21 protein-coding genes are annotated in these 19,519 nt (G+C 36.9%); 11 read left to right on the forward strand and 10 right to left on the reverse strand.

Going from position 1 to position 19,519, the window contains the following annotated elements; translation table 11 throughout:
- Positions 1-27 precede the first annotated feature (27 nt).
- A complete protein-coding gene (locus IGL30_RS02860; protein WP_010721693.1) occupies positions 28-1,197 on the reverse strand; it encodes an IS256 family transposase in 1,170 nt (389 codons plus the stop codon).
- A 269-nt stretch (positions 1,198-1,466) separates the two neighbouring features.
- Between IGL30_RS02860 and IGL30_RS02865 the strand changes: the two genes are divergently transcribed.
- Entirely contained in the window at positions 1,467-2,894 is a 1,428-nt protein-coding gene (locus IGL30_RS02865; RefSeq protein WP_430618533.1) for a choice-of-anchor A family protein, read from the forward strand.
- Between the two features lie 165 nt (positions 2,895-3,059).
- Here the strand turns inward: IGL30_RS02865 and IGL30_RS02870 are convergent, their stop codons facing one another.
- A complete protein-coding gene (locus IGL30_RS02870) occupies positions 3,060-3,575 on the reverse strand; it encodes an LURP-one-related/scramblase family protein (protein WP_010719869.1) in 516 nt (171 codons plus the stop codon).
- Between the two features lie 23 nt (positions 3,576-3,598).
- On the reverse strand, positions 3,599-4,468 hold the full coding sequence (locus IGL30_RS02875; RefSeq protein WP_010719868.1) for a Cof-type HAD-IIB family hydrolase: 870 nt from the start codon (positions 4,466-4,468) through the stop codon (positions 3,599-3,601).
- A gap of 124 nt (positions 4,469-4,592) precedes the next feature.
- Between IGL30_RS02875 and IGL30_RS02880 the strand changes: the two genes are divergently transcribed.
- From IGL30_RS02880 to IGL30_RS02895, 4 genes are all read left to right on the forward strand, one after another.
- Positions 4,593-5,273: a uracil-DNA glycosylase gene (locus tag IGL30_RS02880; RefSeq protein WP_010719867.1), complete on the forward strand. Its 681-nt coding sequence runs from the start codon at positions 4,593-4,595 to the stop codon at positions 5,271-5,273.
- Between the two features lie 152 nt (positions 5,274-5,425).
- The gene (pta, locus tag IGL30_RS02885) at positions 5,426-6,406 is read left to right on the forward strand and encodes a phosphate acetyltransferase (RefSeq protein WP_010719866.1); all 981 of its coding nucleotides are present in this window, start codon (positions 5,426-5,428) and stop codon (positions 6,404-6,406) included.
- A 256-nt stretch (positions 6,407-6,662) separates the two neighbouring features.
- Entirely contained in the window at positions 6,663-7,136 is a 474-nt protein-coding gene (gene tsaE / locus IGL30_RS02890; protein WP_088744966.1) for a tRNA (adenosine(37)-N6)-threonylcarbamoyltransferase complex ATPase subunit type 1 TsaE, read from the forward strand.
- Positions 7,129-7,653 carry a GNAT family N-acetyltransferase gene (locus tag IGL30_RS02895; RefSeq protein ID WP_088744965.1) on the forward strand — a complete coding sequence of 175 codons (525 nt, stop codon included), beginning with the start codon at positions 7,129-7,131 and terminating at the stop codon, positions 7,651-7,653. The genes tsaE and IGL30_RS02895 overlap by 8 nt, the downstream gene beginning before the upstream one ends.
- A 97-nt stretch (positions 7,654-7,750) precedes the next feature.
- On the opposite strand, the gene IGL30_RS02900 is transcribed toward IGL30_RS02895, so the two are convergent.
- The 4 genes from IGL30_RS02900 to IGL30_RS02915 form a co-directional block, all read right to left on the reverse strand.
- A complete protein-coding gene (locus IGL30_RS02900; protein WP_260222165.1) occupies positions 7,751-8,116 on the reverse strand; it encodes a hypothetical protein in 366 nt (121 codons plus the stop codon).
- Between the two features lie 133 nt (positions 8,117-8,249).
- Positions 8,250-8,837 carry a hypothetical protein gene (locus IGL30_RS02905; protein ID WP_349701594.1) on the reverse strand — a complete coding sequence of 196 codons (588 nt, stop codon included), beginning with the start codon at positions 8,835-8,837 and terminating at the stop codon, positions 8,250-8,252.
- Between the two features lie 208 nt (positions 8,838-9,045).
- Positions 9,046-9,579, reverse strand: coding sequence for a 3'-5' exonuclease (locus IGL30_RS02910; protein WP_010719861.1), 534 nt, complete (start codon positions 9,577-9,579; stop codon positions 9,046-9,048).
- A gap of 191 nt (positions 9,580-9,770) precedes the next feature.
- Complete coding sequence (locus tag IGL30_RS02915) at positions 9,771-10,523, reverse strand: exodeoxyribonuclease III (RefSeq protein WP_088744963.1); 753 nt, start codon at positions 10,521-10,523, stop codon at positions 9,771-9,773.
- A 114-nt stretch (positions 10,524-10,637) separates the two neighbouring features.
- Between IGL30_RS02915 and IGL30_RS02920 the strand changes: the two genes are divergently transcribed.
- The 4 genes from IGL30_RS02920 to IGL30_RS02935 all read left to right on the forward strand — a co-directional run bounded on the left by IGL30_RS02920 (position 10,638) and on the right by IGL30_RS02935 (position 13,826).
- The gene (locus IGL30_RS02920) at positions 10,638-11,558 is read left to right on the forward strand and encodes a Gfo/Idh/MocA family protein (protein ID WP_088744962.1); all 921 of its coding nucleotides are present in this window, start codon (positions 10,638-10,640) and stop codon (positions 11,556-11,558) included.
- Positions 11,559-11,629: 71 nt separating this feature from the next.
- On the forward strand, positions 11,630-12,550 hold the full coding sequence (murB, locus tag IGL30_RS02925) for a UDP-N-acetylmuramate dehydrogenase (protein WP_010719857.1): 921 nt from the start codon (positions 11,630-11,632) through the stop codon (positions 12,548-12,550).
- A 107-nt stretch (positions 12,551-12,657) separates the two neighbouring features.
- Positions 12,658-13,242, forward strand: coding sequence for a GNAT family N-acetyltransferase (locus IGL30_RS02930; protein ID WP_088744961.1), 585 nt, complete (start codon positions 12,658-12,660; stop codon positions 13,240-13,242).
- A gap of 281 nt (positions 13,243-13,523) precedes the next feature.
- Positions 13,524-13,826, forward strand: coding sequence for a bacteriocin immunity protein (locus IGL30_RS02935; RefSeq protein ID WP_088744960.1), 303 nt, complete (start codon positions 13,524-13,526; stop codon positions 13,824-13,826).
- A 223-nt stretch (positions 13,827-14,049) separates the two neighbouring features.
- On the opposite strand, the gene IGL30_RS02940 is transcribed toward IGL30_RS02935, so the two are convergent.
- Complete coding sequence (locus IGL30_RS02940; RefSeq protein WP_010719854.1) at positions 14,050-14,889, reverse strand: hypothetical protein; 840 nt, start codon at positions 14,887-14,889, stop codon at positions 14,050-14,052.
- A gap of 237 nt (positions 14,890-15,126) precedes the next feature.
- Between IGL30_RS02940 and IGL30_RS02945 the strand changes: the two genes are divergently transcribed.
- Positions 15,127-16,638, forward strand: a complete 1,512-nt coding sequence (locus IGL30_RS02945) for a flavocytochrome c (protein WP_010719853.1) — start codon at positions 15,127-15,129, stop codon at positions 16,636-16,638.
- Positions 16,639-16,848: 210 nt separating this feature from the next.
- Positions 16,849-17,382 carry an isoprenylcysteine carboxyl methyltransferase family protein gene (locus IGL30_RS02950; RefSeq protein WP_034699792.1) on the forward strand — a complete coding sequence of 178 codons (534 nt, stop codon included), beginning with the start codon at positions 16,849-16,851 and terminating at the stop codon, positions 17,380-17,382.
- A gap of 103 nt (positions 17,383-17,485) precedes the next feature.
- Here IGL30_RS02950 and IGL30_RS02955 read toward each other — a convergent pair whose 3' ends face one another.
- Positions 17,486-18,469 (reverse strand): NAD(P)H-quinone oxidoreductase, encoded by a 984-nt coding sequence (locus IGL30_RS02955; RefSeq protein ID WP_088744959.1) that lies wholly within the window; start codon positions 18,467-18,469, stop codon positions 17,486-17,488.
- 3 nt (positions 18,470-18,472) lie between these two features.
- Positions 18,473-19,120: an SDR family oxidoreductase gene (locus tag IGL30_RS02960; RefSeq protein ID WP_010719849.1), complete on the reverse strand. Its 648-nt coding sequence runs from the start codon at positions 19,118-19,120 to the stop codon at positions 18,473-18,475.
- Positions 19,121-19,519 lie beyond the last annotated feature (399 nt).

The raw sequence follows: 19,519 nt of genomic DNA on the forward strand, positions 1-19,519 counted from the left end.
ATGGAAAAGCCCATTCTGTTGATTAAGTTAAAACATTGATTCTAATGTATCATGTATTTCTTTAAAACCTTTATGAACTCGGCATAGAAACTTTTGATTATAGTTGTTGAATTGAGATACTAGAAATCTCTCCAGAGATTCTTCATTAGGAAATTGCTCTTTTCTTTTGGTATATTTCTTTAATTGTTTGTTAAAACCTTCAATCAAATTAGTTGAATAAATAGTTCTTCTGATTGACGGAGGGAAATTATAAAAGGTTAATATAGCAGGATTCATGAGCAATTTAACCACTCGTGGATACTGCTTTTTCCATTTATCTATCATAAACCTTATTTGATTATTTGCTTCTTCTTTTGAACTTGCTTGATAAACTAATTTGAAATCGCTACAGATTTCTTGTCGATCACTAACACGAACCTTATGAGCGATATTTCTAGATATATGGACACAACATTGTTGAAATTGAGCATTTGGATAAACACTATGAATACTATCGTTAATGCCACTTAAACCATCAGTTACGACTAATAAAACCTCTTTTAAACCACGGTCTTTTAGGTCTTGAAGAATCTCTTTCCAAACATAAGCAGATTCAGTTGGAGCAAGACTAAACCCAAGAACCTCTTTGGTTCCATCTAATCGAATGCCAATTACAATATAAACTGCTTCTTTTGAAACAGTTTGTCTTTTTAAAGGAATATAAGTAGCATCCATGAAAATAGCGACATACTTATCATTTAGAGTTCTAACTTTAAATGCATTTACTTCTTCAGTCAGCACTTTAGTCATGTTGGACATGGTTTGGGGCGTGTAGTGATGCCCATACATTTTCTCAATCAAGTCTGCGATTTCCGACATGGTAATACCTTTTCGGAAGAGGTGAATGACGGTCTCCTCTAAGGTATCATTCGTCCGTCTATAAGCAGGAACAGTCTGTTGCTTGAACTCGCCGTTGCGGTCGCGCGGAATCTGGAGATGAAGTTCCCCGTACTCGGTCTTGACCGTACGGTCATAGGAGCCGTTACGAGAATTACCCGTGTTAAAACCAATGCGATCGTACTTTTCGTAATCGAGGAAAGCCGTTAACTCCGTTTTGAGAAGCGTATTGACAGCTTTTTCCAAATGGACACGGAATAATTCATTCAAATCGCCTTTGTTCGCTAGAGTCTTTAGAATTTCTGTAGTAAAATCGTTCATATGGAAGTCCTCTTTTCTGTGAATGTGTTGTGGTAACTCTATTCTACAGAAGGGACTTCCTTTTTTCTATTTACACAAAATATTTTACACTCTCTTTTGTTTTCATAAATGTCAGTTGTATATATTAAATGATAGTTGTTATAATCTCTTTTTTATGAAAATATTTTTCATTTATTTTCAATTATTCTGTAATGACGGGTCTTTTTTTAAGTATTAAAATATGCTCTATCGCTCGTCACTGGGCTTGGAGACAGGAAAGGACCGTTGAAATGTTAAGAAGTAAAATTGGGAATATATTTGGTGTTATGCTATTATTTTTAAATCTCTTTGTTGCTCTACCTGCAATAGCGGAAACTTATACGCCTCAAGATTCTGGTAGCATCTATGATGATTTAACTGGTGATTATGGAATATTAGGGATTGCTTCTCAATTCCATATATTCGCAAAAGAAAAAACGACGATAAACGCGCATACAAATGGTAATGTTGCAACAAAAGAGCTAGATGCAAACAATAATTTTGGGACAGATATCATCACAGGTGACCTCCAACTAGAAATTAACTATGTTCAAGCAACTGATTCATTGATTGGCTCATCCTTTACTTCGGGAGATAGTAACCGAGTAAATAAATTTGTTGTAGGTTCTTCAATTAGTACAGGGATCGAAAATGATCGGGCAGTGGTGAATGGCTCAAGGATCGACCATTTATCTGCTTCAGAACTTTATCAAGATCGACCTGGGAATACTTATATTGATTTTGACACGGAATTTGCAAAATTAGAAGGAGCTTCGGAAAGTTTGATGTTGATTACTCCTGCTAAAACCTATCTTTCAAGTGATTTTCCTGATATGAATAATCGAACGATTGATGTAACAGGAATGGGAAGTTCAGATGTTGTAATCATCAATGTGGATGCTTCAGTGTTATCAATGAATACACCACTGAATATTGTAAATTCTGAAAATAAAATTTTGGTTATGAATGTCATCAATGCACCAACTGATTTCACGATCCAGTCACAAATTCATTACAATAATCGAGCAAATCATGAAACGGAAGATTTTTCTGACGCAAATATTTCATGGAATTTTCCAAGTAATGTAACGAACTTGGCGATAAATGCACCTTTTCAAGGTACCATTATTGCGCCACGAGCAGATGTCACAGCCAATCAAAATATGGATGGAACAATCATCGGAAAAAATGTTACGCTAAATGCAGCAACCAATCGTTGGGACCCTAACGAAATTTTCCTTGCTGATAATCCAGATAATTCTGGATCAAGCGATAGCAGTACGGACACGACAAGCAGTGACAGCAGTAGCAACCCAACAAATGGTAATAGTGATACTGACACGCCAACTCCATTTCATATTGATCCAAGTATGAGCGGAGAGGATACCAATCAGGTGTATCCTAATAATAATGATAAAACTAATCAATCAAATGGAATGAATAGCACCATCCCACAACAAGGGAAGGGTACTGATTTAGATAGAAATGAGTTTAACAGTTCTACAAATGAAACAACTAACGTAACCGATGAATCGCGGTCAATGGATTTTCAAGATCAAGATTCGCAAGTTTTGCCAAAAACAAATAGTGCTTCCAATAAATGGTTAGCAATTGTTGGTGGAATGATTATTGTGTTAGTTGTTATTGTGGGATTTATGAGAAGAAAGAAGCATAAATAAGAAGAATAAATAAAGGCTCATCAAGTGTTTGACTGAGCCAACTAAAAATAAGCCTTCCTACATGAAGCGTATCTGCTAAGTTCGTTTGCTCTGACTAGCGGGTCTTGTTTCCTAGAGGATGGCTTATTTTTTCTTGAAGTTATTCTGATTATAAGAAGGAGCAAGTTAATTTGTGTCTAATCGGTAAGAAAGAGGTGTATCTTTGTCATGGTTTTTACGATATAACCAGTAGTCTAATACAGCTGCGATACAGATACAGATAGGCGCATTTTCTTCCATTGGAATATCAAGTACATAATAATCTCCAGAAAAAAGCGTTGCTTTATCCATTTTCATGATTCGTTGATTAAAATGATGGATTTGATATTGATGGTTATAGATATCTCCTTGAACTGTCCAATGAAGACGACGTACATAGTAAAAATCCCCGGGCCAGTTAAAGATTTTTTGCATCGTTCCTACTTTTTTAAAATCCTTATAAAGTTCAAAACGGGTTCCGAAAGTTAGACTCGTTTGTTTAATATGTGCCACAAGATTTCCGTTCATTGCATAAAGAGACAAAGCATCTCCTTTTGTTCCCCAACGACCAACCATTAAGAAGATGGATTTACCAGATTCATTTTTAACAACAGTCCTCGTGACACGACTGAGATGCTTTTCTTGAATGAAAAATTCTGACATCTTTCTCCCTCTTTTCTCGAAAATTATAGATTTTCGGAAATTGCCCGTAAGATTGCCTTGCCGACCCCAGACTCCAGGTTAGTATCAGTGACAAATTTTGCGTAATCTTTGACTTCGATTTCAGCATTTCCCATCGCAAAACTAACACCAGCCACTTGTAACATACTAACGTCATTAAAATTATCCCCAATCGCCATGACATCGTCTAATTCGATTCCTCGGTCATGTGCGACATGAGCCACAGCAATTCCTTTTTGGGCATTTTTGTGATTGACCTCGATATTGTTTTGACCAGACGAAGTAACAGCTAAGTCACCCAGTTCACTGATTTCTTTTCCAACTGGACCCAATACTCGCGGACCTTCCGTATGGAAACAAATCACTTTTAATACCTCTAATGTTTCGTCTTGGAGCAAGTCACGAATACTATCAACATAATTGATATGCAAAAGTTCAAGGTTGGCTGAAGCCATCGCAATCGCCATTTTATATGTTAAATGGGGGAGATGACTACCAATCATTGAGGCAAAGCTTTCAATTCTTTTGGCTTGGCTTTCAGAATAAAGCCCTCGATTGGTCGATACTTCATAATAAATCTCATTTTGATCAAGGATATCTAAGACAGTTGCAGTTTTTAGAGTCGGTATTGGAACAGTGAACAAGGAGTTTCCTGTTTTGTCGAAAACTTGCGCACCATTTAGCGTAATCATGGCACAATCAATGCCAACTTCATCTAAAGCCGCACGTGCTTCTTGATAATTGCGACCAGTCGCAACCATAAATTCAATCCCTGCATCATTGGCAAAGCGGATCGCTTCGGCATTTTCGGGTGATATACTCATATGGGCATCTAATAAAGTACCGTCCATATCTGATGCGATTAATTTGATCATAACTCTCATCGTTCCTTTCTTTCTCTTCTTCTTAGTTTACCATATCCAGATGACACTGCGTGCGAAGATTGCCCCTTGTTAAGAAAGAATTTGTGAGTTATCCTGATTGTTGGAGGTGGAACGATTGAAAGAAATCATTCATAACAGTTGGCAAACGATTTTAACAGATGAGTTTGAAAAAGAATACTACCAAAAGTTAAGAAACTTTTTAAAAAAAGAATATACGACTCAGAAAATTCATCCAGATATGTATCATATTTATGAAGCGTTGGAATTGACTCCTTACGAAAAAGTAAAGGTTGTGATTTTAGGTCAAGACCCTTACCATGGTGTCAATCAAGCACATGGCTTATCTTTTTCTGTGCAACCAGGGGTTAAAATTCCACCATCATTAAACAATATCTATAAAGAATTGCAAAGTGATTTAGGTATTTCGCCGGTCAAACATGGCAATTTAGTTTCTTGGGCTAAGCAAGGCGTTTTACTATTAAATACGGTACTAACGGTCCGAGAAGGTCAAGCTTACTCACATCGTGGCAAAGGTTGGGAAATATTGACGGATAAAATCATTGAAAAATTAAACGAACGAGAAAAACCAATCGTTTTTATTTTATGGGGGAAACCGGCTCAAGAAAAAATGAAAATGATTGATAAAAGTCGGCATATCATTTTAACATCTGCTCATCCTAGTCCATTATCAGCTCATCGAGGATTCCTAGGCTCTAAACCTTTTTCTAAGACCAATGATGCACTGATGGCATTAGGAGAAACACCGATCGATTGGCAATTACCTGAAACAGTGTAGTAAGACAGCGTTTTCCTGTTATATGTCAGATTGTATGTTATGTGAAAGACTTCATTACTAATGGTTTTTTGACTGATACAGATAAAATAAACTGTTCTTTTTTTTAGGAATAGTGTATGATGGATACATAGAAAATATCTGGAGGTCATCTTGTGGAATTGTTTGATAGTTTGAGATTCAAAATTGTACGTCGCAGCATTAAAATCGTTTTTCCTGAAGCAACTGATGCAAGAATTTTAGGTGCAGCAGCTCGTTTGAAAGCGGAAGAATTAGTGGAACCTATTTTGATTGGTAGCGAAGAAGAAATCACAGCTGCTGCTCATGCTCGTGGAATTAAAACTTCAAGTTTTACGATCATTGATCCAAATCGTTATGATAAATGGGATGAAATGGTTGAAGCTTTTGTGGAACGTCGTAATGGAAAGGCATCCAAGGAACAAGCAGAAAGCATCTTAAAAGATGTCAATTACTTTGGTACGATGTTGACATATATGGGAATTGCTGACGGGATGGTTTCTGGTGCGATTCACTCAACTGGAGATACTGTTCGTCCAGCGTTACAAATCATCAAAACAAAACCAGGCGTCAGCCGAACAAGTGGTGCGATGATCATGGTACGTGGACGTGACCAAGAAAAATATGTCTTTTCAGATTGTGCTATCAATGTCAATCCCAATGCCCAAGAATTAGCAGAAATCGCTGTAGAATCGGCAAAGACTGCTGAATTATTCGATATTGATCCTAAAGTAGCATTAATGAGTTTTTCAACTAAAGGATCTGCGAAAGCACCAGAAGTGGATAAAGTGGTCGAAGCAACTAAAATTGCTAAAAAATTAGCGCCTCAATATGTAATTGATGGCGAATTACAATTTGATGCTTCTTATGTTCCTTCAGTGGCTCAACTAAAAGCACCTGATTCTGATGTAGCTGGACAAGCAACTGTCTTTGTTTTCCCAGAATTGCAATCTGGAAACATTGGTTACAAAATTGCTCAACGTTTTGGTAACTTTGAAGCGATCGGACCGATCTTACAAGGATTGAATAAACCAGTTTCTGATTTATCTCGTGGAGCAAACGAAGAAGATGTGTATAAATTAGCGATCATTACTGCAGCCCAAACATTATTAGACTAAGATCTAAGACTCAATGAATAAGAGTTCGTGAAAGAAGCGATCAGCTCCGAGCGTATAAGCGCTGATTTTTTGAAACAGTTCTCATGTTTTGAAAAATTTAGACTTATTGCAAGGAGCTGATGATTGAAAAATATTTATTCATTTTGACACATATGAAAAAGCTCGGGACGACCTTTGTCCCAAGCTTTTTTTGCTTTAAAAAATTTTGCATCCACGATATACTGTCACAAAAGGCTAGATGAAGGAGTAAGTTAGAATGATTGAATTAAGTGGTTTAGATAAGACAGAAGAATTGGCAAAAATCATCGGTGAAGTGGCACTGCCTGGGGATAATTTAGTATTAACTGGTGACTTAGGAGCCGGAAAAACAACGCTGACCAAAGGGATTGCTCGCGGATTAGGAATCGAACAAATGATCAAGAGCCCCACTTATACAATTATTCGGGAATATGATCAAGGTAGATTGCCACTTTATCATATGGATATTTATCGTGTGGCAGCTAGTGGTGCGGATCTTGGTTTAGATGAGTATTTTGAAGGAGAGGGTCTATCTGTCATTGAATGGGGAAATCTTTTAGAAGAAGCCTTACCAGAAGACTATTTGGAACTGATTTTAGAAAAAAGTGATACAGATTTAGAATATAGATATGTGAAATTGCAAGCATATGGAGAGCAAAGTGAAGCTTTCAAACAGCGGATCGTGGAACAATGGAGACAAAACAATGAGTGAAGAGATCTCATTGACCATTCGAGAAGCTCAGCCAAATGATGCCAGTGAATTATTAGCAATGATGCAACAAGTAGAGGAAGAGACTGACTTTTTGGTTATGGATGAACAAGGAATGGAGCTAACACCTGAAGCCTTAGCTTTATCCATCGAATATCTACAAGACAGCAACAATAATCTTTTACTCTTAGCTTGTATGGGTCAAAAAATCATCGGGGTTGTTTCTGTTAAAGCAGGCGAACAATACCGCATCTCTCATGTGGGAGAGGTTGGAATCAGCATCTTAAAGGACTATTGGGGTTTGGGATTAGGAACGATGTTGCTTGAAGAAGTATTGATTTGGGTGAAAGAAAATGGTGTACTTTTTAGACTAGAACTAGATGTGCAAACTCGAAATGAACGAGCGGTTCACTTGTATCAAAAAATGGGTTTTGAAATCGAAGCGCTTATGAAAAGAGGCGTCCGAACAGATGATGGGGACTTTTTGGATGTCTATAGGATGTCTTTATTGATTGACTGATCTTAGATTTAGGAGGAATAGTCAGTTCATTCCTCCTAAATCTAAAGAGTGCAACATAGATTTTCTGAATCATTTGTTTATTTGACCCGTTAGTACTTTATCGGACAGGGTTAGCATTTTTTATTTCTATTTTTCGAAAAACAGTAGATTTTTGGATGTGCTTTGAAGCTGTAATGCACTGTTGCTTTTTTTGATAGAAATATGATTTATCATTGATTTCTCCCGTAAAAATTTGGTTGATAAAGGGATCTTTGTTAAAGTCAACGGTATAGTCATAGTTGACTTTTCTTTGCTTTTTTGTTAAATACCATGAAAATAAATGATCAAAACAATTTGAGACGCCGCTGAATTTTTTTATAGTAGCTAATAAAGATTTACGAGCAGTTATCGTAGGATTGGAATTAGTCTCAGGATTAGAACTAACATTTTTCCAAGTGATTTTTTCATAGTATGGATCCCTCAATTTAAATATATCGTATTGACAGTGAAATAATGCTGTTTTGATAGGTGCTTTTATTGCAAGGGTAGTATCATTAGCTACTTTTTGATAGCCAGTATATACATTAAGAGGAAGTAGTTTTTTAGATATAGAGTGATCAATGATTGTCTCTAATATTTCTCTTTTTTTTTATAGTTGGTAATTCTGCTTTTGTGTACTTTTTAACTTGATTGTTTAAAAGTAGTTTTTCGCAAAGAGAGGATAAATTTTCTGGCGGAATCAAGACGTAGGAGACAGGAAGTCCATCAATAGGTCTCATTTTATCAACTATTACTGCTTTATAACCAGTAGGGGCTTTATAAATCAATAATCCAGAAGCGCGAAAGCCATCTATTACTCCCATGTTGAGATCGATCTTCGGTTTTTTTAAAAGATAGTGAATTGGGAGAAGCATGAAATCTGTAGGGTCATCATCCCTCATAGTTTGAAGGACATTTGATAGTTCTTCACCATGTCCAAATGTGTAAAATTGCTTACTTCGTTCAAGGGAATGGATGAACTTCTCTTTTTTTGTTGCTTCAATAAAAAAATTATCGTGATCTTGTTTCAATGTTTCAATATAAATCGAAAGTAATAAAGGATAATTGGTTTTATCATCACTTGATATCCAATTAACATTATCTTTCAAGCCTAAGGTAAGTGCCCAGATGTCACAGAGACGGTGTAACTCATTAACGTATGGCATATGATACTCCTTTCACTTTTATTGAGTATAGTGTCTCATATCTTACCGTTGTATCGAGGACATCTTTTCAAATAATCAGAAAAAATTGGTGAATGGTTGGAATGAAGGGGATAAAGGTTCTTGGAAAGGTTAAAAAAGGCGATCAAAAAATCCATTGTTACCTGTAAAAAGCAACCATGGATTTTTTGTCTACCTGTTTTTTAGTAGCTCATTTTAGGGTAACTAATTTTTTCAAAGGATCTGTTCCAAAGTGTTTTTCTTGATAAAGTAAAATCTCTGCACAGGCACGACTGTCTTCTAATGCATCATGGTGATTCGCTAAAGTGATATTTAAATTTTCACAGACAGTATTCAATCGATGATTTGGCATCTCTGGAAATAAACGACGACTGGTTTTTACCGTACATAAAGATAAATAATGAGGTTGGAGCAAATTGTAATAATCTAAACAACCAGCTAGAACTTTCGTATCAAAAGCTGCGTTATGAGCGACGACTAAGCGGTTTTTTTGGAAATAATGTTGAATCGTTTGCCAAACTTCAGGAAATTTGGGTGCGGTACGAACATCTTCTTGATGAATACCGTGAATTTGAACATTTCTCCAGAAAAAAGGTGTTTCTGGCTGGATGAGTGTGTAATATTCATCAACAATTTGGCTATTTTGAACCATAACCAATGCTAATGAACAAGCACTGTGGGATTGATGGTTGGCTGTTTCAAAGTCCATTGCAACAAAATTCATGTGCATAAAACCTCCTTAAAAAATAAACACTAACATAAAAAGTGAAGAAAAGAAAGTGATGGATATGTAAAAAAAATCAATCAAATGAAGAAAGACCACGCTCAAAAAAGAAGCATCTTTGCTGATCTTTCTTCATTCTTTTTAATAAAAATATTCAGCCCTGCCTAGGATGACGATGGCTAACAATGAGATTATTTCAAGTCTAGTTCTACGGGACAATGATCGCTTCCCATAATCGAGGTATGGATTTTTGCATCCACCAAGCGTGACTTCAACTCGTCACTAGTTAGGAAATAGTCGATACGCCAACCTGCGTTGTTTTTTCTAGCATTGAAACGATAACTCCACCAAGAATAAATACCAGTTTGTTCAGGATAGAAATAGCGGAAGGTATCAATAAAGCCATTTGCTAACAAGTGTGAGAAGGCAGTTCGTTCTTCCATCGTAAAGCCAGCATTTTTTTGATTGGTTTTCCAATTTTTCAAATCAATTTCCTGGTGGGCAACGTTTAAGTCGCCACACACAATGACTGGTTTTTGTTTTTTTAGTTCTTCTAAGTAATGGTAAAAGGCTTCTTCCCATTGTAAACGGTAGTCCAAGCGTTTTAATTCATTTTGGGAATTAGGTGTATAACAAGTAACTAGAAAGAATTCAGGGTATTCAAGTGTGATCAAACGTCCTTCTTGATCATGTAAATCAATGCCCATTCCATAAGAGACATTTAGTGCGGGTTCTTTGGCAAAGATCGCTGTGCCTGAATAGCCTTTTCTTTCTGCATAATTCCAATATTGATGATAGCCAGGTAAGTCTAATTCGATTTGACCGGCTTGTAGTTTGGTTTCTTGAAGACAGAAAAAGTCGGCATCTAATTCATTAAAGACGTCTAAAAAATTTTTATTGACGATTGCACGTAGGCCATTCACATTCCAGGAGATAAATTTCAATTAAATACGCATCCTTTCTTTTGGATCTTAGATTAGCATTTGTGGTTCTATTGTACCTTATTTTACTAAAAAATAGTGTAAGATAAGAGTAATGAATGGATTGGAGGAACGAACATGCGAATTGGTGTGATTGGTGTGGGTAATATTGCAGAAAAAGCGTATTTACCTACTTATGCAAAAAATCAAGGAAAGATTGATTTCTACTTTGCGACTAGAAACAAAGAAACGAAAAAACGAATCCTTGAAATGTATGGATTTGACCATCTATATGAATCAATTGATGAACTACTGTCTCAGGATATCAAGGCTTGTATGATTCATGCAGCCACAAAGGTACATTATGAATTAGCCAAAAAATGTCTTGAAAATCAGGTGCATGTGTATATCGATAAACCACTCAGTGTTGACCTTAATGAAATCAACGAATTACAAGAACTGGCAGATAAAAATCAAGTTGTCTTAATGGTTGGATTCAATCGACGTTTTGCTCCAATGGTCGAACGTTTGAAACAAGTCCCCGAGAAGCGGCTAATCCAGTTACAAAAAAATCGAATTGCCGCTCAGGAAACAACGGAATTTGTGATCTATGATTTGTTTTTACATCTTGTTGATACGGCGGTATATCTTTTGGACGAACCGATCTTGCGTACGAAATATCAGATCCGTGAAACAAAAGAATTTTTGGAATTTGCCGTATTACAATTGGAAACAGCCCATCAAACAGCAATTTTAACAATGGATCTTTTAAGTGGAGCAAATAGCGAGAACTATCAGATCACTAGTAAAAGTGGCACTTATGAAGTGGCGGAATTAACGGATATGACGATCCAACGAGCATCAGGCGTCGAAATAGAAAAATTTGGCGATTGGGAAAGTACGTTAGTCAAACGCGGTTTTGAGCCAATGGTTCAAACATTTTTCGCAGAGATCAGCAAAGAAAAACCTTCAATGGAAGGATTGAAGCAACAAGGGATCATGCAAAGTCATGCATTTTGTGAAGAAATGCTACGTAAACATACAAGACAACAAATGTGAGGGAAACTGGCAAGTTTGTTTTAAGCGTGATAGAATAATGGGGATGTTTGATATAGAAAGGAAAATCCTCAGTGAATAAAGAAGACTTAGTTAAAAATTTACCAGCACTCAATCTATTGTTTGATGAACCATTGATGAATTACACGTTTACCAAAACGGGCGGTCCAGCGGATGTTCTCGTTTTCCCAAAAACACAAAATGAAGTAAAAGAAGTAGTGGATTATTGCCGAACCCATGATGTACCTTGGATGGTTTTAGGTAATGCCAGTAATTTGATTGTTCAAGATGGTGGGATTCGTGGCATGGTGATCATGTTGACTGAGATGAAACAAATCCGAGTTTCTGGGACGATGGTCACAGCTGAAGCTGGAGCAAAATTGATCGATACGACCTATGCGGCGTTAGATACTTCTTTAACCGGGTTTGAGTTTGCTTGTGGCATTCCTGGAAGTATCGGAGGCGCTGTTTATATGAATGCAGGTGCCTATGGCGGTGAAATCAAAGACGTATTAGCAGAAGTGGATGTTTTATTAGCAGATGGTACGTTGAAAACTCTAACCAACGAAGAAATGGCGTTTTCTTATCGACATAGTAAAATCCAAGAAATGGATGCAGTCGTTTTAGAAGCACGTTTCCAATTAACTGCAGGAGAGCATGAAGTAATCAAAGGTCGGATGGACGAGCTGACTGAATTACGTCAATCGAAACAACCATTGGAATATCCTTCTTGTGGGAGTGTATTCAAACGTCCTGTGGGGCATTTTACTGGTCAATTGATCCAAGAAGCTGGATTACAAGGCTTAAAATGGGGTGGCGCTCAAATCTCTGAAAAACATGCTGGCTTTATTGTCAATATTGATCATGCGACCGCTACGGATTATACAGAATTGATCGCGCATATCCAAGAAGTGATCAAAGAAAAATTTGATGTGTCTTTGGAAACAGAAGTACGGATCATTGGCGAAGCAAAAACAGTGGATGCAAGCATGTAACCATTGCTAGTTGAATGAACTAGCCATCAATGACTACAGTGAGATGTTCAAACTTTTGTAATAAAACAGATAGAAAGAGCTATTCTGTTTAGAAAGGAAGTTAGCTCATGCTAGATAAACATGTTCCTTATGCCGAGATTTGGATGACTCGTCCATTAAGTGACAGTCTCCCTACGCAATCTTTAGCGACTGGGTATCATTTTGAGTACTACCGTCTAGGCGATGAAACCGAATGGGCAAGAATCGAACAATCAGTCGGAGAGTTCACAACAGAAACAGAAGCACTTGCTTACTTTCAGAGAGCTTTTTTACCTTATCAAGAAGAACTTCAGCAACGAATGCTTTTCGTTGTAACTGATACAGGTGAAAAAATCGCGACTTGTACCGCTTGGTTCAAAAAACGGAGGGATGGAAGCTATCCGCTTTTTCATTGGCTGGCAGTAGATCCGAGGCATCAAGGAAAAGGGATTGCCAAAGCATTAACGATCGAAGTATTGCGTATTTTCCAAAAGCTGGCATCTCATGGACCAGTGTATCTGCATACGCAAACTTGGAGTCATCCTGCCATTCAACTATACCAAAAGCTAGGGTTTACGATTATCGCTGAGAATTTTGATGGACGTCCGAATAGCGAGTATCCCTTAGCAATGGACACTTTGGAAAAATTGAATATAAAAGCTAAAAAAGACTAACATTCTTTTTGTGGAATAACCGTGATAATGGAAAGTAGAATCAGCTATTTTCTGTGACCATGGTTATTTCGGCTTTCTTTTTTCCGACCTACTGGTTTCATTTCAAATAGGTTTAGACTGAAATGTAAGAATGTATATATAACTATAGGATACAATTATGAATGAAAAACAGTTATTTAGGAAATGAATGACCTGAAGAGGTAAATCTAGACTATAATACATTTAATATTTATTAAAGCTTTGAGAAAGATGTGCCAAATGATATTAAAGGGAGCGATATCATGAAGAAAACAGAAGAAATCAATCAAATTATAGTAGAATTATACGACTTGATTCTTAATAAAGAAGTCAAAGAAAGGGAAAGAGTATCATTAATCGAGGCTAAAAACAAACTAGAAAAACAAGAATATTTTCCAAGAGTAATGAAAGATCTGGAATATCAACTACGCCCTTTAGCGATCAAGAGTCGATTGACACCACCAGTCGCAGCTTTTTATTTAAAAATTTCGACGATGGGACGCTTTGAACAAGAATTAGGTCGAGGATTAGCTTCGACACCCATCACTTTTGGCCCATTTTTTTAATAAATATCCCCTGAAGCGTGGAACCACTGCTAGCTGGTTTATCTGATCTTTTTAATAAGTGTAAGTAGTACAATTCTTGAACACACTTTATTTGTTTTTATACTCATCAAAAAAGCCTAGGACGTCCTTGCCCCAGGCTTTTAATAGTAGACAATTTTTCTTATACTAGTTTCTAAAGTTATCGATAGAATCACATAAAGAATAATTGATAATAAAATTTTGTTTATTTCGAAGGTGCTTTTCTTCTTTCAGTTCGTGATTCTCTCTTTTTTCTGGGAATGAAGTTACGGATAAAAGTAAACTTCCGATAATCATTCTGACTATAAAGATATCCAAAGATACTAAACGTCAAGGCTCCAATAAAATTGACGAATAGGTCTTTCATCGTGTCAATAATCCCTATGTCAAGATAACCACCAGAAATCACATATTTTTCTGTATTTCCAGCTGAATCTTTATATTCCACGATGGTTTGCTCGATATTAGGGATCGAGTGGACAGTATTGCCATCTTTACTTAACTCCACACTATTGATTTGTTGGACAAGGCTATCTTTTTGCATGTCCAGTTGAAATATATGATCAGCTGAAAATTCAACAAATTCCCACATCACACCGACTGTCATTGAAAAACAAAATGAAACGATAGCTAACAATAATGGTGTTAGATTCATTGTTTTCGTGTTTTTGTTCAGTAAGTAGACAAGTGAAAAACCAACCCCACCAGCTAAAAAACCAGTTAAAGCATGTAAGATAGTATCCCACATTGAGAAATACCCGTAGAAGTCACTTAATTCTCCTAAAACAGTTGAACTAAAAATAAATGAAATAATAATGATTTCTAACATATTCGGGATTTCAATCTTTAACATTTTTTCTAGAAGATAAGGAATTTCAAATAAAACTAGAGTTAGCAATAAGAGAAAAGTATTTCCCATGTTTTGCTGAAAAATTTGATCGACTAACATTACTGTAACGATGACCCGTAGAAGAATATAAAACGCATGGGTAATTCTTCCAGCGGTTTTGGTACCATTCATAAAAAACATTTTCAGATAGTTCATAAAATAACTCCTTTATCTATAGTAAAGATTATACTAGGGTAAAAGCGCAAACCAAAATTATTTGTACCAAAACGCCTAAATGAATAAGAAAACAGCCAACAAAAAATAGCAAAAGTAGTTATCTAGAGATGCTAGATGAAAAAGTCATTGTTTATTGATAAAAAGAATAAAAAAATAGTTGGAATTGTGAATTTTTTCACTTAAAATAAAGGAGTACTAAAATTTAGGAGGAAAAGAATGAAAAAAGTGCTAAAAAGTTTGGTGGTTTTTACATCAGTTTTAACAATGGGAGCTTGTAGTGCAGATTCAAAAGAAAAAACGACGACAAGCACGAAATCATCTGAAAAAACAGAGGTATCTTCAGGTGCATCGGAACAAACGTATACCAACCCAGCTGAAATGAAAGATTCTTATGATATTATCATTGTTGGTGCAGGTGGAGCAGGGATGACAGCAGCGATTGAAGCAAAAGATGCTGGATTGAACCCAGTCATCTTTGAAAAAATGCCAGTAGCAGGTGGGAATACCTTAAAATCCTCAAGTGGAATGAATGCATCAGCCACTAAATTCCAACAAGCTGACGGAATCAATGACTCCAATGAAGCGTTCTACGAAGAAACATTAAAAGGCGGAGGTGGCACCAATGATCAAGAATTACTCCACTACTTCGTTGATCATTCAGCCGCTGCGATTGATTGGTTGGATCAAAATGGAATCAAATTGGATAATTTAACAATTACTGGGGGAATGAGTGAAAAAAGAACCCACCGACCTTCAGATGGCTCAGCTATCGGTGGTTACTTAGTTGACGGATTGTTAAAAAATGTACATGAACGTAAAATTCCTATTTTTGTGAATACAGATGTAACTGATATCAAAGAAAATAGTGGTAAAGTCAATGAGGTGACTGTACAAGTCCAAGGCGAAGAGCCAAAGGAAATCAAAGGGAACGCAATTGTAGTGACAACTGGCGGGTATGGTGCCAATCAAGAAGTGATTGAAAAATACCGTCCTGATTTAGCAGGCTATGTCACTACTAACCAAGTAGGCTCAACTGGTGATGGAATCACGATGATTGAAAAATTAGGTGGTCAAACGGTTGACATGGATAAAATCCAGATACATCCAACAGTCCAACAAGATGAAGGCGTCTTGATTGGTGAAGCTGTTCGAGGTGAGGGAGCTATTTTAGTCAACCAAGAAGGACAACGATTTGTGAATGAATTAGATACAAGAGACAAAGTTTCCGCAGCTATTACAGCTTTACCGGAAAAATCTGCTTATTTGATTTTTGATCAAGGAGTAAGAGATCGAGCAAAAGCAATTGATTTCTATGAGCAAAAGGGTTACGTGACTTCAGGAGATGATCTGGCAGAATTAGCTGAAAAAGTAAATGTGCCTGCAGACAATTTGGCTCAAACACTTGAATCCTGGAATAAAGCAGTCGATGCTCAAAAGGATGACGCTTTTAATCGGACGACAGCGATGGATAATGGGCTGACAGAACCTAAATACTATGCGATCAAAATTGCACCAGGTATCCACTACACAATGGGTGGCGTGAAAATCAATACGAAGACAGAAGTGTTGAATAAAGAAAATCAACCGATCACTGGGTTGTATGCTGCTGGTGAAGTAACTGGTGGGCTACACGGGAATAATCGGATTGGTGGAAATTCAGTTGCTGAAATTATTATCTTTGGACGACAAGCTGGACAACAGGCAGCAAAATTCGTCAGTGAAAATTAAGAACGTAAATATAAAGTAAATGGACGGTCAATTAGGAGAAAACTAGCATGTCAAAAGTTAGTTTTCTCCTATACTTTTATCAAACTGTGAAGAACATGCGATCATGGTTCTACTCCTTTACTTTGAATAAATGATTATTTGATAGAAAATAAGTGACTTTTGCAGGTCGTTCCAGATGATAATAAATAAAAATAGAAACGAGTGAAACGAATGAGTCAACAATTATATTATTTCTTTTTGATAATCGCATTCGTACGATTGTATGTATTAAAAATTTCAAGTAAGCATGCGAACCAATTATTACATGAAGGAGCGATTGAGTATGGAAAAACAACTACGAAATGGTTAGCTATCTTACATACGCTGTTTTATTTTTCTGCTTTCTTTGAGGGAAGCATTCAAAAAACACAAATTAATTGGGTCAGCTGGATTGGATTTTGTCTCATCCTATTTTCGTTTATCATGCTCTTTTGGGTCATGAAATTATTAGGAAAATATTGGTCAGTGAAATTGATCTTTGAACCAGATCATCAATTGATTGAACATTGGTTGTTCCAACGGGTCAAGCACCCCAATTATTTTTTAAATATTTTACCTGAATTGATTGGAGTCGTGCTTCTTTTTCACGCCTATGTGACACTCATTATTTTTATTCTTCCTTATAGTCTCTGTCTCTATCTACGAATAAAAAAGGAAAATCAATTAGTCGCATCTATCAAACAGAAAGAAATAAAGCAGTCATAATAAACTAGCTAAATAAAAAAAGCCGTAGAATCCAAAAATAGTTGCTCCTATTTTTGAGATTCTACGGCTTATTTTTTGATTGCTATTTGCATTTAAAAGTTGGTTATTCTGCTATCGTCAAAATAATCTTTCCGATATTCTTATTCGCTTCCATATATTCATGTGCTTCTTGGACTTGCGCCAATGTAAAGGTACGATCAATAATTGGTTTGACTCGTTGGTCAGCTAGATAAGGTCCAACTACTTGCATAAATTCTTGAGTCAATTGAGCTTTGTACTGATCACTTCGAGGAGTCAACAAAGTGCCGATCAGTTGGATTCGTTTGGTGATCAAGGTAGCTAAATCAATCTCTGGTACAATTGTTCCACCTAACATTCCGATCAATACCCAACGTCCATCAATAGCAATAGAAGCTAAATTTTTCTCCCAATAAGAAGCTCCGATGAAATCTAAGATGACATCGACACCTTTTCCATTGGTAATTCTTGCTACTTCGGTTGAAAAATCCTGTGTTTTGTAATTGATCTGTTCATCTGCACCAAGTTTTTGACAAAAAGCTAGTTTTTCTGATGAACCAGCAGTGACGATGACGGTTGCCTTAGTAAGTTGTTTTGCTAGTTGGATGGCTGCCGTTCCCACACCGCTCGCTCCAGCGTGGATCAAAACAGTTTCACCTTCTTGTAAATTTCCTAGCCAATGGAGTGTTTGGTAAGCTGTTAGAAAAACTTCTGCAATACCAGCCGCTGCAATATTATCCAATGTATCGGGCAGTAGAATTGCACGGTCAGCTGGCATCACTGCGTACTCGGCATAACCGCCTAAATTGACTAACCCACATACTCTTGTACCTGGTACAAAAGCTGGGTTATCACTTCGGTTTTCAACAACTTCTCCAGCTACTTCTACGCCAAGAATCGGGTAAGGAGTCTGTTGATTCGTTGTTTCTCGACGCATGATGTCCGTTCGATTGATTGCCGCTGTGTGAACTTTTATGAGTAATTGTCCTTTTTCCGCTATTGGTTTTGGTGCATCGATCTCTTGTAGTACTTCGGCAGAACCGGGATGTTTGATCGTGATGGCTCGCATTTTTTATTCCTCCTCGACTATTTGCTGCAACGCAGTTGAAATTTCCTGCGTTCCTTCAGATAGTACTAGCGTTGTTTTAGTTATAGTTGGTTGTTCCACTAAAGCTGTCAAAACAGCAGCTACCGTTTGACGAGAGACGGTTTTAGCAGTGGCTTCGGTTGGTTTTGCCAGTTGGACTGTAGTAACTTCTTCATTTGTCAATGACACTGGCTGGATGATTACATAATCTAAAGTTGTTTGTTGTTTCAGCCACTCATCAGCATAATGTTTCGTAATGTAGTAATCAATCATAGAATCTGGCCATTTGCTGCGATCCTCGGCAAAAACAGCACTAATCATAAAGTAGCGAGAAACATGTGCTGATTCGGCCGCTATCATTGTCTTGATCGCACCGTCTAAGTCGATCTGCAATAAGTTTTTCCCTTGCGAACCCGCAACAAAAATAACGAGATCACAACCTTTAAAAGCATCTGCCATTTCTTCAATTGTCCAAGTCAGATCGAAAGAAACATAAGTGACATTATCTTTTTTTACTAAAGATTGTGTTGCAACCTCGCGTACACCTGCTGTCACTTGATGCCTAGTAGTTGCAAGGTCTTTGATTAAATGCCGACCAATTTGGCCATTAGCACCTACAACAAAAATTTTCATTTTAATCATCCTTTCTTATAATAATCACTATCAATCATAACACTAAACAAAAAAAATGCGAGAAGAAGGTCGTGAACAGAGCGTTCTGACCTGAGCAATAAGGAGGAAAATCTCGAAACAGCTTTTCATGTTTTGAGATTTTTCGACTTATTGACGAAGGGTCAGCTCTGAAAACGCCGTGGATAAGGTTGTGAACAGCATTGAGGACTTAGAAGACAATAAGAAAGAATTTTATAAAATAGCTTCACATATTTTGAAAAATTCAGGCTTATTGCCGAAGGTCAGCTCTGAGAACGCCGTGGATAGGATAATAAACAGCATTGGGAACTTAGATGAGACAAATTCAGGCTTGCTCCAAGGAGTAGAAGCTTTCATACTGTTGATGATTTTTAAGTAAAA

The organism is Enterococcus sp. DIV1089c (assembly GCF_050530965.1).
Classification (GTDB): domain Bacteria; phylum Bacillota; class Bacilli; order Lactobacillales; family Enterococcaceae; genus Enterococcus_B; species Enterococcus_B hirae.

Excerpts from the sequence above, each read along its gene's own strand:
- IGL30_RS02860 (WP_010721693.1), bottom strand. The coding sequence starts at position 1,197 with ATGAACGATTTTACTACAGAAATTCTAAAGACTCTAGCGAACAAAGGC.
- IGL30_RS02865 (WP_430618533.1), top strand. The coding sequence starts at position 1,467 with ATGTTAAGAAGTAAAATTGGGAATATATTTGGTGTTATGCTATTATTT.
- IGL30_RS02870 (WP_010719869.1), bottom strand. The coding sequence starts at position 3,575 with ATGTCAGAATTTTTCATTCAAGAAAAGCATCTCAGTCGTGTCACGAGG.
- IGL30_RS02875 (WP_010719868.1), bottom strand. The coding sequence starts at position 4,468 with ATGATCAAATTAATCGCATCAGATATGGACGGTACTTTATTAGATGCC.
- tsaE (WP_088744966.1), top strand. The coding sequence starts at position 6,663 with ATGATTGAATTAAGTGGTTTAGATAAGACAGAAGAATTGGCAAAAATC.
- IGL30_RS02895 (WP_088744965.1), top strand. The coding sequence starts at position 7,129 with ATGAGTGAAGAGATCTCATTGACCATTCGAGAAGCTCAGCCAAATGAT.
- IGL30_RS02905 (WP_349701594.1), bottom strand. The coding sequence starts at position 8,837 with ATGCCATACGTTAATGAGTTACACCGTCTCTGTGACATCTGGGCACTT.
- IGL30_RS02910 (WP_010719861.1), bottom strand. The coding sequence starts at position 9,579 with ATGAATTTTGTTGCAATGGACTTTGAAACAGCCAACCATCAATCCCAC.
- IGL30_RS02920 (WP_088744962.1), top strand. The coding sequence starts at position 10,638 with ATGCGAATTGGTGTGATTGGTGTGGGTAATATTGCAGAAAAAGCGTAT.
- IGL30_RS02930 (WP_088744961.1), top strand. The coding sequence starts at position 12,658 with ATGCTAGATAAACATGTTCCTTATGCCGAGATTTGGATGACTCGTCCA.
- IGL30_RS02935 (WP_088744960.1), top strand. The coding sequence starts at position 13,524 with ATGAAGAAAACAGAAGAAATCAATCAAATTATAGTAGAATTATACGAC.
- IGL30_RS02940 (WP_010719854.1), bottom strand. The coding sequence starts at position 14,889 with ATGAACTATCTGAAAATGTTTTTTATGAATGGTACCAAAACCGCTGGA.
- IGL30_RS02945 (WP_010719853.1), top strand. The coding sequence starts at position 15,127 with ATGAAAAAAGTGCTAAAAAGTTTGGTGGTTTTTACATCAGTTTTAACA.
- IGL30_RS02950 (WP_034699792.1), top strand. The coding sequence starts at position 16,849 with ATGAGTCAACAATTATATTATTTCTTTTTGATAATCGCATTCGTACGA.
- IGL30_RS02955 (WP_088744959.1), bottom strand. The coding sequence starts at position 18,469 with ATGCGAGCCATCACGATCAAACATCCCGGTTCTGCCGAAGTACTACAA.
- IGL30_RS02960 (WP_010719849.1), bottom strand. The coding sequence starts at position 19,120 with ATGAAAATTTTTGTTGTAGGTGCTAATGGCCAAATTGGTCGGCATTTA.